We start from the raw sequence: 14,528 nt of genomic DNA, 5'->3' as shown, positions 1-14,528 counted from the left end.
GTGGGTGACCTCCAAAGCGGCGTGGCCGCGACCGGGACGGGGGTCCGGTCGCGGCCACGCGCCGTCCTGCCCGCGCTCTGCCTCACCCAGATCACCAGCTGGGGCATCGTCTACTACGCCTTCCCCGTCCTCAACCCGGCCATCACCGCCGACACGGGCTGGAGCCCGGGCGCGACCACCGCAGCGTTCTCCGCCGCCCTCGTCGTCTCCGCCGTGGCGGGGATCCACGTGGGCCGCGTCCTGGATCACCGCGGCCCCCGCACCGTCATGACCGCGGGCTCCGTCCTGGCCTCGCTGAGCCTGCTGGTGATCGCCGCAGCCCCCAACCTGCCCGCCCTCTTCGCCGGATGGCTGCTCGCCGGAGCGGCGATGGCCGCCATCTTCTACCAGCCCGCTTTCGCCGCCCTCACCCGCTGGTGGGCCCCTGACCACATCCGCGCGCTCACCATCGTCACCCTCGCCGGCGGACTCGCCTCCACCGTCTTCGCACCCCTGACTGCGATGCTCGCCGACCACATGTCCTGGCGCGCCACCTACGCCGTCCTTGCCGGCATCCTCGCGGTGCTGACCGTCCCGGCCCACGCAATCGCCCTCAAAGCCCCATGGCCACCGGCCCCGCCGAGCCCGCCGCACGTCCCTGGCGGTCACGAACACGTCGTGCGCAGCCGCGCGTTCCGGATGCTGGCCGTCACCTTCACCCTGTCCGCGTTCGCCATGTACGCCGTCGTCATCGGCCTCGTGCCCCTCCTGATCGAACGCGGCTACACCACCACCGAGGCCGCGTGGGTCCTCGGCCTCGGTGGCGCCGGCCAGACCCTCGGACGGACCCTGTACGCGACCCTCGCCCGCCGCCTGGGCGTCACCGCCCGCACCGTCACCCTGATCGCATCGGGCGCCGTCACCACCGCAGCGCTTGCCGTCGTGGCCGGCCCGTACGCCCTACTCGTTGCCGTGTCCGTCCTTGCGGGGGTGATCCGAGGAAACCTCACCCTCCTCCAGGGCACAGCCGTGACCGATCGCTGGGGCACCGCTCACTACGGCCGACTCTCCGGCCTCCTCGGCGCACCCGCCCACGCGGCCGCCGCCCTCGCACCCTTCGCCGGCGTAGTCCTGGCCGGACCCCTGGGCGGCTATCCTGCGCTGTTCGTGTTGCTCGCAGCCCTTTCGAGCGCTGCCGCCGTGACAGCCCTGGGGGCCTCCTCACAGAGACGGCTGAACCCGCTTCGGTGATCGAGCGCGCATCTGACCGGTTGATGGGGCGGGCCCGGCCGCTGGTACGCGCCAGGGCTCTGGGCGGCAGGAGGGTGGCCGGCTCGCGCGCTGGGCGCTGGACGGCCTGGCCAAGCTGCGTCTGCACCACATGGCCGCCAACGGCGACGGACCGAAAGCGCCCGAAGATCGCCGGAAGAATTCTCCCGGCTTCCTGTCACACTCCCGCGATCCGAGGGGTCAGTGCTGTGTGGACGCCAGACCGGCGGCCAGAAGGAGAGCAGCAGCCATGACGAAGACCCACATCTCGCGGATGCCCAACCCCGGCGAATTCGTCCCCGAGCTCGCCGACATCAGCGCAGCCCTCTTCCGGGCCACGGGCAACCGCTCCGTGCCGCGCGCCACGATGAGCCTCGTGCACCTGCGCGCCGGGCAGATCGTGGGCAACACCTACCTGACCGTCCTGAACACGGCCTTCCTGCGCAAGGCGGGGGAGTCCGAGGAGCGGATCACCGCCGTCTCCTCCTGGCAGGACGCACCGTACTTCGACGACGCCGAGCGGGCCGCGCTCGCGCTGGTCGAGGCCACCCTCCAGCCCGCCCCGCACGGCAGGGAGCGGGTCTCGGACGAGCTGTACGCCGAGGTGGCCAAGCACTACGACGCGAAGGCGTTGGCCACCCTCACCATCGCGATCGGCCAGATCAGCTTCTTCATCGCCCTCGCGGTCATCGGCAAGCCGCAGCCGGTCGCCTCGCTGGCCGACGAGCAGTGGGACTGAGCCCGGGCTCCGGACGCCGCGGGGGCGGGACGCCTGTGGGCTGACGGAGCCGCCCCGGCCCACCGGCCCGGTCCGGGCGCCGGTGACGTCGGTGCCTCGCTTCTTTGGCCCGCTCACCGGCAAGGCGGGCGGGCCTTCTTGTCCGATCTCGCGCCCCGTGCCAAAGGCGCGGGAAGGCGGCGCACTTCGCCGCATCCGCTCAGGGCGTCCGGGAGTCGAATCCAACGGGCGGCCAGACGGGGTCGCCGCCCCACGTGTCCTCGGCGGTCAGGGTGAGGACCAGCCGGCCGTCCACCACGGCTGCGGCCACGTCCTCGTCGTTGACGGCGGCCTCGGCGAAATCAGCGGGTGCGACGTGGTCGAGCAGGAAGACGAAGTGGAGGGCGAAGGGCGAGCCGTACGAGTGGGGCTCACCGTCGGCGTCGACCATGAAGTTGGCCCGCCAGGCACCCGTGCACAGAGTCCACACGAGATCACCCAGGAACTCCGAGCCCAGCAGCGGGTCTGCGCCGTCGATCAGTACCGCGACGTCTTGCTTGCCGTGCCCGGGCCCGTGCCAGTCGCCGAGGCAATCAACCATGGCGTCCCAGTTGTGTCCGAAGTAGCCGGGGAACCCCAGTTCACGGGCGAACGCCCGGTACAGACAGCCCTTCTCGTGCAGCTCCTCGCCGTCCAGGCGCAAGACGATCCCACCCCGGGCCCGCAACTCGGCCGTGTCCGCGGCCACCCAGGGGTCGGCGGAGGAGGTAAAGGTGACCCAGGGCGATCGGCGTTCGGTGAGAGTGGGAAGGAAGCTGCTCATGCGGCATGCTCGCACCCCGCCCTCCGGGCGCGCATCCGGGATTACGTCCACCACCTGACCGGCTACAGCGAAGTCGGCAAGGGCAATCCCGGCGTCGCTGTCCGCACCGTGCATCGGCGGCTTCGCCGTTGAGGTCGGAGTGGGCATCGTGCTCGATGAGAAGGTCCGTTCGACTCGTGCCCGCTCCAGCAGCGCGGCCGCGCGTCGCCGTACCACCAGGTCCAAGACGAGCCTACGAGGTCGTGCAGCGGGTCCGAAAAGCCGCCGGGGACGCGATCCGCAGTCGGGTTCCGTCCCACACCACGGTCTCCGCGGGCAGGACGAGCAGCCCCGCCTCCCCGTCCTGCCAGGCCGCATCCGTGCGCCGTACCTGGACGGCCGCGCCGCCCGCGCCGGCCATGTAGACCGTCGGGTCGACCTCCCAACCGCGCTCCGCGAGCCATGCCTCCAGCCGGACCATGTCCGACGATGTGGCCCCGCGCGGCCACGTGTAGGTGCGATCGCTGTCCATATCGGTCCCCCCCGTCATGGCCGGGTTGCCGACCACGGGGGATCCTGTCACCTGCCACCGACATCGAGCCCGGTAATTTTCGGGGCCCGGGCAGCGGGGCGGCGATCGAAAATGCCGCGACATCGGTCGCGGTACGCTTCGCGCGATGACAAGAATCGACGACACACCGTCCGCGTGGGACGAGCGCACCCAGCTCACCACCTTTCTCGACTACGCACGGGACACCGCCCGCGCCAAGTGCGATGGCGTCTCCGCGGAGAATGCCCGTAAGGCGCTCCTGCCGGGCTCACCGCTGATGACCATGAGCGGAGTTGTGAACCATCTCCGCTGGGTCGAGTACTACTGGTTCCAAGTGATCTTCCTCGGCGAGGAAGACCGGGCCCCCATGACGGATGAGGACCCGGACCGCGAGATGCGGATCGCCGTCGAGTTCCCGCTCACGCAGTTGCTCGACGAATACGCCGAACAGAGCGCCCGCTACCGCGAATTGGTCGCCGGGAACGACCTGGACAAGAAGGCCCAGGGAACCATCCGCAACGGCCTCCACGTCGACCTGCGCTGGATCCTCCTCCACCTCACGGAGGAGACGGCTCGCCACAACGGCCACCTGGACATCCTGCGCGAGATGCTGGACGGCACGACCGGCGGCTAGATCCGGCGGAGATCGCGGGCGGAGCCGGAGCCGGAGCCGGAGCCGGAGCCGGATCGAGGCGACGGTGACCGGGTTGATGATCCCCGGCGGCCGGCCCAACGGCCGCCCGGGCGACAGGACTTCGGCCGATGCGGCTTCGGCCGACCCGTTCCGCGCTCGTGAGATCCCCCCGCCCCATGAAGATGCCAACGAGCCCAACCCGGCGCGTACGGCTCGTTCCAGTGGTGGCACCGTGTGACGGGGGGTTGTCGGCGGCCGGGCCTGCCGGTGGCCATGGGGGCCAGGGCATGGTCTCGTATCGCCGGGCGAGCGGTTTGCGGGTTCGGCGTCGCAGGGTTGTGAATTCCGCGATGAGTGCGCCGGTGACGGAGGCGTCCGCGGTCGGCAGTGTCCCGACCCGAGGTCCCCGAACGGCGTCGGAACACGGCCTTCGGCCAGTGCTCACGCGGGCCGTCACCGGCTCGTGTCACGTGAACAGGGGACCGGAAACAGGCGACTTCACCCGAATCGATGCCGTTCCTAGGCTGGACGGGCAAGCAAGCGGAGCATGCGTCGCGGGCCGGTCACCGGTGCGGCGCCGAGGGAGTTGTCTTGGCCAGTCACGATCCGATCGAACGCCCTGCGGAGCCGTCGTTCAGCGCGTTCCGCGCGTCCGGAGCGCAGCAGCGGATGTACTTCCTCCAGCAGCTGGAGGAGGGCAGGCCGACCTACCACATGCCCGTCTTCTACGGCCTCGAAGGCCCGGTGGACGAAGCCGCGCTCCGCGCCTGCGCCCAGGGTCTGGTCGACCGGCACGAGGCGCTGCGCACCCGCTTCGTCCTGCGGGACGGCGAGCTGTGGCAGCACATCGACACCGAGGCCGTGCTCGCATGGTCCTCCGCCGCGGCGAGCGGAGCCGGGGACGTAGAGGAGTGGATGGCCGCCGAACACCACCGGCCCTTCGACCTGGAGTCCGGACCGCTCTTCCGCGCGGCCCTGCTGCACACGCCCGAGGGCGCGGTCCTCGCGCTCGGCATGCACCACATCGTCGCCGACGGCTGGTCCGTCGGGATCCTCGCCCGCGAGCTCCTCGCCTCGTACGCCCACCACGGCGACGGGACCGGCGGCCCCGACGGCACCGACCGGTGGCGCTCGGCCGGGATCGTGGCTCCGGAAGCTCCGGAGGCCCCCGAGTACCAGTACGCCGACTTCTCCGAATGGCAGGAGGAATGGCTCCGCGGCGCCGCCGCCCAGCGCCAGCTCGCCTACTGGGAGAAGCAGCTGGACGGCGAACTGCCCGACGCGCCCCTGCCTCGCGACGGCCGCCCCGCCGAAGGAGCGGCCCGCGGCGCGGCGGCGCTGCACTCCTTCGAGGTGCCGGCCCCGGTGCTCGCCCGGATGGAGCGCCTGTGCCGTGACACCCGCAGCACCCCGTACACGCTGATGCTGGCGGCCTTCCAGATCGTGCTGGGCCGCTACACGGGCACCGACGACGTACTCGTCGGGACGCCGGTGGCGGGCCGGAGCCGCAAGGAGTTCCAGGACACCGTCGGCCTGTTCGTCAACACGCTGGTGATCCGCGCCGACCTGTCCGACGATCCCGCCTTCCGGGTCCACCTGGAGCGCGTACGGGACACCGTGCTCGACGCCCAGGACCACCAGGACCTGCCCTTCGAACGCGTCGTCGACCGGATCGCCGCCGGACGCACCGGCGAGGAGGCCGCCCCCTTCCAGGTCATGTTCGGCCTGCACGACGAGGACGGCATGACCGACGGTCTGCCCGGCCCGAAGGCGACGCTGCTCGAAGGACCGGCCGGAACCGCCAAGTTCGACCTGACCTTCGACGTCGTACGCACCGGCGGCGCGCTGAGCTGCCGGCTGGAGTACCGGGCGGACCTGTTCGACGCCGCCACCGTCCGACAGTTCGGCCGGCACTTCGCCCGCGTCCTGGACGCCGCCACCGAGAACCCCGAACTGCCGGTCAGCGGCCTGCCGATGCTGTCGGCCGACGAGCGGACCGGCATCGGCTCGCCGCTTCCGGAGCGCGCCGCCCTCCCGCACTCGCCGGGCGAGCGGACTTGCGTCCACGAGATCTTCGCCGGACACGCCGCCCGCACTCCCGACGCGGTCGCCCTCGTCCACGAGGGCGCCTCCCTCACCTACCGCGAGCTCGACACCCGCGCCAACCGGCTCGCGCACCGGCTGCGCGCCCTCGGCGTGGGCCCCGACACCCTCGTCGGACTGTGCCTGCCCCGCTCCGCCGACCTCGTCGTCGCCCTGCTCGGCATCCTCAAGGCCGGAGGCGCCTACCTGCCGCTCGACCCCGACAACCCGCCCGAGCGGCTGCGCCACATCGTCCAGGACGCCCGCCTGGAGCACGTCGTCGGGACCACCGAGACCCGCGCCTTGTGGGACGCGCCCGGCCTGCACACCGTCGACCTGCTCGCCGACGCCCCGCTCCTGGCCGCCGAACCCGACACCGCCCCCGACACCGGCGTGACCCCGGACCACCTGGCCTACGTCATCTACACCTCCGGGTCCACCGGCCTGCCCAAGGGCACCCTGGTGCCCCATGCCAACGTCACCCGGCTGTTCTCCGCCACCGACCACTGGTTCGGCTTCGGCCCCGACGACGTGTGGACCCTCTTCCACTCCATCGCCTTCGACTTCTCCGTCTGGGAGCTGTGGGGAGCCCTCGCCCACGGCGGCCGCCTCGTCGTGGTCCCGTACGGGACCAGCCGCTCGCCCGAGGAGTTCCACCGGCTGCTGCGCGCCGAACGGGTCACCGTCCTCAACCAGACCCCGTCCGCCTTCTACCAGTTGGCCCGTGCCGACGAGGAACACCACCGCACGGCCGGACCGGCCGACCCCGGGCTCGCCCTGCGCCACGTCGTCTTCGGCGGGGAGGCCCTCGACGTCGCCGCCCTCGCCGGGTGGTTCGCCCGCCACGGCGACACCGCACCCCGACTGGTCAACATGTACGGCATCACCGAGACGACCGTGCACGTCACCTACCGGCCGCTGACCGCCCGCGACGCGGAGGAGGGCTGCGGCAGCGTCATCGGCGTGCCCATCCCCGACCTGCGCCTGCACCTGCTCGACGCGCGCGGTCGGACCGTCCCCCGCGGCGCCGTCGGTGAGCTGTACGTCGCCGGAGCGGGCCTCGCCCGCGGCTACCTGCGCCGGCCCGAACTCACCGCCGAGCGCTTTCCCGCAGGCCTCGCCGACCGCGGCGAAGGCCGCGTCGCCGACGGGCCCGCCGGCCTCGTGGAGGGCGAGCGGCTGTACCGCACCGGAGACCTGGCGCGCGCCCTGCCCGACGGGGACCTGGAGTACCTCGGTCGCATCGACCACCAGGTCAAACTGCGCGGCTTCCGGATAGAACTCGGCGAGGTCGAGGCGGCGCTGGCCGCCCACCCCCTCGTCGACGCCGCGGTCGCACTCGTCGCACCGGATCCCGCGGGAACCGACGTCCTCGTCGGCTACCTGGCCGTGACCGGGTCCGAGGACGGCGCCGGCCCCACCGTGGAGGAGATGCGCACCCACCTCGCCCGGCGGCTGCCCGGCTACATGATCCCCGGCGCCTTCGTCACCCTGCCCGCCTTCCCGCTGACCGCCAACGGCAAGACCGACCGGCGCCGCCTGCCCACCCCCGGCTCGGTGCCCCGGACCCCCACCGCCGCCTACGAGGCGCCCCAAGGGCCGGTGGAGACCGCGCTCACCGAGGTCTTCGCCCAGGTCCTCGGGCACGAACGGGTCGGCGCCCTGGACAACTGGTACGCCCTCGGCGGGGACTCCATCCGCTCCCTCCAGGTCCTCGCCCGGATCCGGGAACGCGGCCTCGACCTGACCGTCGCCGACCTCATGCGCCGTCAGACGGCCCGCGCGCTGGCCCCCGTCGTGACCCGACGGGAGGCGGCGGCCGGCGCCGAAGCCCCGTACCGGCCGTTCGCCCTGCTCACCCCCGAGGACCGCGCCGCCCTGCCCGAAGGGCTGGAGGACGCCTACCCGATGACCCGGCTCCAGGCGGGCATGCTCTACCACAGCGACCTGCCGTCGGCCGGCGGACGCGTCTACCACAACGTGGCCTCCTACCTGGTCGAGGCGCCCTACTCCGAGGACGCCTGGCGCACCACCGTCGAGGTCCTCGCGGCCCGGCACGAGATGCTGCGCACCTCCTTCGACCCGCACGGGTTCGGCGAGCCACTCCAGCTCGTCCACCGCGGCGCCCGCCCGGAGATCACCTTCGAGGACCTGTACGGCCTCGACCCCGAGGCACAGCGGACCGCCGTCGCAGCCCGCTACGCCGCCGAGCGCGACAGGCCGTTCACCTGGGACAGGCCCCCGCTGATCCGCTTCCACGTCCAGCGGCTCTCCGACACTCGGCTCCAGCTGTTCGTCGCCGAGCACCACGCCGTCCTCGACGGCTGGAGCGAACGCTCGCTCCTCACCGAACTGGCCTCCTGCTACACCGAGGCGCTCGCCGCCCGGACCCCTGCGGAGGGTCCCTCCCCGGACGCGGGCCCCCGCTCCCGGTTCGCCTCCTTCGTCGCCCTGGAACGGGCCGCGCTCGCGGACGCCGGACAGCGTGCCTTCTGGACCGGCAAGGCCGCCGACGCCCCCGCGACCCGGCTGCCCCGCCCGGCGGCGACCGGCGGACCCGCCACGATGTCCTGGTACCTCGCGCCGCTCCCGGAGGGGCTGCACGCCCGGCTGACCGCCCTGGCCGTCGAGTGCGGCGCACCGCTGCGCACCGTCCTGCTCGCCGCCCACCTCAGGGCCATGGCCCTGCTGGGCGGCGGCGACGCCGTCACCACCGGAGTGGTCCACAACGGCCGGGCGGAGGAGACCGACGGCGACAAGGTCGTCGGAGTGTTCCTCAACACCCTGCCGCTGAGCGCCGAGATCACCGGTCTCAGCTGGCGCGGCCTCGTCGCGCACGTCGCCGAGCTGGAGGCGGAGCTGCACGCGCACCGCCGCTTCCCGCTCGCCGAGATCCAGCGCCTGTCCGGCGGCGGCCCGCTCTTCGAGACCTTCTTCAACTACACCCACTTCCACGTGGAGCGGGACGGGCCCGCCGACGGCGCGTTCACCGTGCTGGAGGAGACCGGAGAGGCCGGCACCGACTTCGCCTTCGGCGCGGAGTTCTCCCGCAGCCCCGACGGCTCCCTGCTCGAACTCGGCCTGCGCTTCGACGCCGCCCAGTTCTCCGAGGCGCAGATGGAGGGCGCGCACGCCTCCTACACCGCCGCCCTGTGCGACATGGTCGAGGCCCCCGATCGCGACTGCACGACCGCCGACCTGCTGTCCGAGGCCGAACACCGCCGCTACGCCGACTGGAACCGGACCGTCGTCGACTACCCGCAGCCGCACGTCCTGACCCGGCTGATCGACGCGCAGCGCGACCGGACCCCGGACGCCCCGGCCGTGCGGTTCGAGAACGCCGAGCTGACCTACCGCGCCCTCGACATCGAGGCCGAGCGGCTGTGCGCGGCCCTGCGGGAGCGGGGCGCGGGCCCCGGTACCTTCGTCGGCCTGCTGCTGGAACGCTCCCTCGCCCTCCCCGTCGTCCTGCTCGCCGTCCTGAAGTCGGGCGCCGCCTACGTCCCGCTGGACCCGGAGCACCCGGCGCCGCGCGTGCGGTCCCTGCTCGCCGAGTCCGGCATCGGCCTGGTGGTCACCGAAGACGCGTGGGCGGAGCGGCTGGAAGGCTCCGGGGCCACCGTCGTCCGGCCCGACGCGGCCGCGACCGGCACTGCGGGTCCCGCCGGCACTGCGGGTCCCGCCGGGGCGCCCGAGCCCTCCGACCCCGCGTACATGATCTTCACTTCGGGCTCCACCGGAAAGCCCAAGGGCGTCGTGGTCTCCAACCGCGCCATCGCCAACCGGCTGCTCTGGATGCAGGACGAGTACGGGCTGGTCCCGGGGGAGCGGGTGCTGCACAAGACCCCGTACACCTTCGACGTCTCCGTGTGGGAGCTGTTCTGGCCCCTGCTGACGGGCGCCACCCTGGTTCTCGCCCGCCCCGGCGGGCAGCGCGACCCCGGCTACCTCGCCGACCTGATCCGCGACGAGGGCGCCACCACGGTGCACTTCGTCCCCTCCATGCTCAGCGTCTTCCTCGACGACCCCGCGGCCGTGACCGGCGCGGCCGGGCTCACCCGGGTGGTGTGCAGCGGGGAGGCCCTGCCGTACGAGGTCCAGCGCAGGTTCTTCGAGCGACTGCCCGGAGTCGAACTGCACAACCTCTACGGACCCACCGAGGCGGCCGTCGACGTCACGTACTGGCAGTGCCGGCCGGACGGCGGCGACACCGTGCCCATCGGCCGGCCCATCGCCAACATGCGCACCCACGTCCTGGACCGCCGCCTGGCCGAGGTCCCCCTCGGCGTCACCGGGGAACTCTTCCTCGAAGGCGTCGGCCTCGCCGACGGCTACCACGGACGTCCGGAACTCACGGCCGAGCGCTTCATCGAGCACACCGGGCCCGACGGCGTCACCCGCCGCCTCTACCGGACCGGCGACCTGGCCCGGCACCGCCCCGACGGAGCCCTGGAGTACGCGGGTCGCACCGACCACCAGCTCAAGATCCGCGGCTTCCGCGTCGAGCCGGGGGAGATCGAAGCCGTCCTCGCCGAGCACCCCGGCGTGCGCGACTGCGCGGTCCTGCCCCGCGGCGAACGCCTCGTCGGCTACTTCGTCGCCGACGCGGCCGGCCCGGACGGCGCACCCGCCCCCGACGCGGGCGCACTCGCCGCCCACGCCCGGGAGCGGCTCCCCGAGTACATGGTCCCGTCCGCCTGGGTGCGCCTGCCGGCCCTCCCGCTGACCGCCAACGGCAAACTGGACCGCGCCGCCCTGCCCGACCCGGACCCCGCCGACCTGCGCGGCGGCGTCGAACCGACCCCGCCCCGCGACGCCCTCGAATCCCGCCTCGCCGGGATCTGGCAACGGCTGCTGGACACCGCCACGGTCGGCGTCCACGACGACTTCTTCGAGTCCGGCGGGCACTCCATCGACGCCCTGCGCCTGATCGGCCGCATCAACCAGGCCTTCGGCGAACGCCTCGGCGTCTCGGCCGTCCTGGAGCACCCGACCGTCGCCCGACAGGCCGCGCTGCTACGGGGCCGCCACGTCGCCGTGGCCCCGGAACCGGTGGTCCGCCTCCGGTCCGAGGGCACCCTGGACCCGCTCTTCCTCGTCCACCCGATCGGCGGGAACGTCTTCTGCTACCGCACCCTGGCCGCCGAACTGGGCACCGAACGACCGGTGTTCGGCCTGACGGCGCCCGGGCTGACCGACCCGGCGGCGGCCCCCGACGCAACGGTCGAGGAGCTGGCCGCCGCCCACCTGAAGACCCTGCGCCGGATCCACCCCTCCGGCCCCTACCACCTGGCCGGCTGGTCCTTCGGCGGGCTCCTCGCCCACGAGATGGCGGTCCAACTGCGGGCCGCGGGGCAGGAGGTGGCGACCCTCGCGCTGCTGGACACCGGCTACCCGGAGCCCGGCCACGTCCCCGACGACGAGTGCGAACTGCTGGAGTGGTTCCACCAGGACCTGGCCCGCTCCGCTGGCTTCGACCCGACCGACGAGAGCGTGTCCGCGCTGCGCGGCGCCCTGCGCAGCGTCGCCGACACCACGGACCGGCTCACCGTCCTCGCCGAGCAGGTGGAACGCGACGGCTTCGCCCCCGGACTGGACCCGCGGGACCTCGCCCGGCACTACGCGGTGTTCCGGACCGGGATCCGCGCCGCCGCCGCGTACGAGCCCCCGGCCGCGCCCTGCCCGGTCCTCTTCCTCCAGAGCGGGACCGGCGCCCGGGAGCAGGCCGCCGACCGATGGGCCGGGCGGGCCGGGGCGGGCTTCACCCGCCACGACGCCGCCACCGACCACTACGGGCTGATGCGGCCGCCGCACAGCACCCGGGCCGCCGCCCTCCTGCGCACCGCCCTCGCCGCGGCCGACCACCGCTGAACGGGTACCCCGGCCCGCCCGGGGTACCCGTCCCCCCTTCCCGCGCCGCGCGTCGATCAGGCATGCGCCGACGCGCTCCCGCACCAGAACAGGAACGGAACACACCACGTGACGAGTGACACCCCGGGGCCCGCCCCCGAGCTGAGCGGCCGGATCCGCGGCGGTCCCGCCGAACTCCTCCACGACGAAGTCCTCGCCCCGCAGTTCGGGTTCGAGTCCCGCCACCTGCTGCGCCACTACGTCGCCATCGAGAAGACCCTGGCCGCCGAGTACGTCCGCATGGACCTGATCACCGCAGAGGAGGCCCACCGGATCGCCGCCCTGCTGGACTCCGTCGGGCCCGACACCCTCAGCGCGCAGCCAGGCGCCAACATGTCGGACATCGCCTTCGCCCTCGAACGGCACGTCGAGGCGGGCCTGCCCGCCCAGGTCACGCACTGGCACGCCGACCGCAGCCGCAACGACCTCCAGGCCTGCGCCCAGGTGATGTACGGCCGCGACCAGCTCGCCCGCTTCGCCGACGCACTCCTCGAACTCGGATCCGTCGTGCACGAGTTGGCACAGCAGACCTGCGACCTGCCCATGCCGGGGTACACCCACTTCCAGGCCGCCCAGATCATCACCCCCGGCTTCCACCTCGCCGCACTCTCCGAGCACCTGCTGCACACCCACGCACGGCTGCTGAACGCGTACGACGGCATCGACGCCTGCCCGCTGGGCGCCGGCGCCATGGCCGGACAGGAACTGCCCTGGGACCGCGACCGGATGGCCCGACTGCTCGGCTTCTCCCGGCCGCAGCCCCACGCGCTGACCGCCGTGGCCTCGCGCCGCTGGAGCGCCGAACTGACCGCGGAACTCAGCCTGCTGGGCACCGCCCTCAGCCGCTTCACCACCGACCTGCTCACCTGGGGCGGCAGCGAATACGGGTTCATCGAACTGCCCGACGAGCTGTCCGGCATCTCCTCCGCCATGCCGCAGAAGAAGAACTACCCGGTCCTGGAGCGCATCCGGGGGCGCACCGCCCACCTGACCGCCTTCCACTTCGACGTGCTCCTGGGGCAGCGCAACACCCCCTTCTGCAACCTGGTCGAGGTGTCCAAGGAGGCCGGCACCCACCTGCTGAACGCCTTCGACTCGGCCCACGGCACCGTCCGCCTCCTCACCGAGGTGCTGCGCAGGCTCACCTTCCGCGCCGACCGCATGCGCCAGGTGTGCGAGCGCGAGTTCCTCGGCGGTTTCAGCCTCGCCAACGCCCTCTGCCTCACCGAAGGGGTGCCCTGGCGCACCGCCCAGGTCGTCGCCGGGAAGTACGTCGTGCTCGCCGCGACGGCGGGCTCCGCCCCCGCCCCGGGCGAACCCGCCCTGCTGGTCGAGGCGGCCGCCGGACACGGCATCACCCTCGCCGACCCCGCCCGGCTCCTCGCCGAGGCCTTCGACGTCGACCGGGGCCTGGAACGCATGGTGTCCGCCGGGTCGGCCCGCCCCGACGCCGTCCGCGCGGTCCTGAGCAGCCAGCAGGAGACGTACGAGCGGCTGCGCGCCGACTGGCACACGCGCGCCGCCGCGCTCCGCGCGGGCGCCGAGGAGGGCGACCGCGCCCTCTACGGAGCGCCCGACGACAAGATCCACGAGGAGGACGGCGATGGCACCCGCACCCGCGTACAGCACGCCCACTGACACCGTCGCGGGGGCGACCGCCGTCCCCGTCGGCCCCGGCTCCGGCAGCGCCTTCGGCACCTTCGGCGAACTGCTCCAGGGCGCCCTGCCCCACCCGCAGGGAGACTTCCTGGTCACCTTCCCCCTCGCCCGCTGGGCCACCGCCGTGTTCCACCCCGAGCCCGGCCGTCGAGAGGTCCGGGTGCGCCCGGCGCACAAGGCCAAGTCCCGTCGTGTCGCCGAGGCCGTCCTCGCCGCCCTCGGCACGGCGGACGGCGGCCTCCTGGAAGTCGCCGGGGACCTGCCCGAGGGCAAGGGCCTCGCCAGCTCCTCCGCCGACCTCGTCGCCACCGTACGGGCCGTCGGCGCAGCCCACGGGCGCGAGTTCACCCCGGCCGAGACGGAGGACTTCCTGCGCGGCATCGAACCGGCCGACGGGGTCATGTACGACGAGATCGTCGCCTTCCACCACCGGGAGGTGCGCCTGGGCCGCCGGCTCGGGGTGCTGCCCCCGCTCACCGTCGTCGCCCACGACGAGGGCGGCCAGGTCGACACCGTCGCGCACAACCGGGGCGCCCGCGCCATCGGCGCCGCCGACCGGGAGGAGTACGCACGCCTGCTGGACCGGCTCACCGACGCCGTGGCCCGCGGCGACCTCGCCGAGGTCGGCGCCGTCGCCACCCGCAGCGCCGAGATGAACGCCCACCGCCGCCGGCGCGCCGGCTTCGCCGAACTGCACGCCCTGTGCCGCGAGGTCGACGGCCTGGGCCTGGTGCTCGCCCACAGCGGCACCATGCTCGGCGTCCTCCTGGAGGCGAACGACCCGGCCCTCGCGGGCAAGACCGAGCACATCCGGGCCGGCTGCTCGGCCCTCGGCGGAGAGGTGTCCGTACACCGCTCCCTCGGCGCCGACGACAGCTGGAGCCCGACGGCCGCGCCCGCCCACCCCACCGAGCTGGAGATCTGA

8 protein-coding genes are annotated in these 14,528 nt (G+C 73.3%); 6 read left to right on the top strand and 2 right to left on the bottom strand.

All coding sequences use genetic code 11. The features are described from left to right. Together ACFYZL_RS06405 and ACFYZL_RS06400 are read left to right on the top strand one after the other, a co-directional pair. The gene (locus ACFYZL_RS06405; RefSeq protein ID WP_388676579.1) at positions 1-1,230 is read left to right on the top strand and encodes an MFS transporter; all 1,230 of its coding nucleotides are present in this window, start codon (positions 1-3) and stop codon (positions 1,228-1,230) included. Between the two features lie 268 nt (positions 1,231-1,498). Then, positions 1,499-1,987, top strand: a complete 489-nt coding sequence (locus ACFYZL_RS06400) for a carboxymuconolactone decarboxylase family protein (protein WP_388676576.1) — start codon at positions 1,499-1,501, stop codon at positions 1,985-1,987. Between the two features lie 199 nt (positions 1,988-2,186). Here ACFYZL_RS06400 and ACFYZL_RS06395 read toward each other — a convergent pair whose 3' ends face one another. After that, positions 2,187-2,789, bottom strand: coding sequence for a barstar family protein (locus tag ACFYZL_RS06395; protein ID WP_388676573.1), 603 nt, complete (start codon positions 2,787-2,789; stop codon positions 2,187-2,189). A 232-nt stretch (positions 2,790-3,021) separates the two neighbouring features. After that, positions 3,022-3,300, bottom strand: a complete 279-nt coding sequence (locus tag ACFYZL_RS06390) for a hypothetical protein (RefSeq protein WP_384749934.1) — start codon at positions 3,298-3,300, stop codon at positions 3,022-3,024. 145 nt (positions 3,301-3,445) lie between these two features. On the opposite strand from ACFYZL_RS06390, the gene ACFYZL_RS06385 reads away from it, so the two are divergent. The 4 genes from ACFYZL_RS06385 to ACFYZL_RS06370 all read left to right on the top strand — a co-directional run bounded on the left by ACFYZL_RS06385 (position 3,446) and on the right by ACFYZL_RS06370 (position 14,528). Further along, positions 3,446-3,952 carry a DinB family protein gene (locus ACFYZL_RS06385; protein WP_388676570.1) on the top strand — a complete coding sequence of 169 codons (507 nt, stop codon included), beginning with the start codon at positions 3,446-3,448 and terminating at the stop codon, positions 3,950-3,952. A gap of 591 nt (positions 3,953-4,543) precedes the next feature. Further along, a complete protein-coding gene (locus ACFYZL_RS06380) occupies positions 4,544-11,905 on the top strand; it encodes an amino acid adenylation domain-containing protein (protein WP_388676567.1) in 7,362 nt (2,453 codons plus the stop codon). Positions 11,906-12,013: 108 nt separating this feature from the next. After that, positions 12,014-13,582 carry an argininosuccinate lyase gene (locus tag ACFYZL_RS06375; protein WP_388676563.1) on the top strand — a complete coding sequence of 523 codons (1,569 nt, stop codon included), beginning with the start codon at positions 12,014-12,016 and terminating at the stop codon, positions 13,580-13,582. Further along, positions 13,548-14,528 (top strand): kinase, encoded by a 981-nt coding sequence (locus ACFYZL_RS06370; RefSeq protein WP_384749944.1) that lies wholly within the window; start codon positions 13,548-13,550, stop codon positions 14,526-14,528. Before ACFYZL_RS06375 ends, ACFYZL_RS06370 begins: the two co-directional genes overlap by 35 nt.

The sequence above is a fragment of the Streptomyces sp. NPDC001717 genome, assembly GCF_042892775.1.
Classification (GTDB): Bacteria; Actinomycetota; Actinomycetes; order Streptomycetales; family Streptomycetaceae; genus Streptomyces.
This window is presented reverse-complemented; position numbering and strand designations above follow the sequence as displayed.

What these genes read in the sequence shown, in the direction of transcription:
- ACFYZL_RS06395 (WP_388676573.1), bottom strand. Translation starts at nt 2,789, where the DNA reads ATGAGCAGCTTCCTTCCCACTCTCACCGAACGCCGATCGCCCTGGGTC.
- ACFYZL_RS06390 (WP_384749934.1), bottom strand. Translation starts at nt 3,300, where the DNA reads ATGGACAGCGATCGCACCTACACGTGGCCGCGCGGGGCCACATCGTCG.
- ACFYZL_RS06400 (WP_388676576.1), top strand. Translation starts at nt 1,499, where the DNA reads ATGACGAAGACCCACATCTCGCGGATGCCCAACCCCGGCGAATTCGTC.
- ACFYZL_RS06385 (WP_388676570.1), top strand. Translation starts at nt 3,446, where the DNA reads ATGACAAGAATCGACGACACACCGTCCGCGTGGGACGAGCGCACCCAG.
- ACFYZL_RS06370 (WP_384749944.1), top strand. Translation starts at nt 13,548, where the DNA reads ATGGCACCCGCACCCGCGTACAGCACGCCCACTGACACCGTCGCGGGG.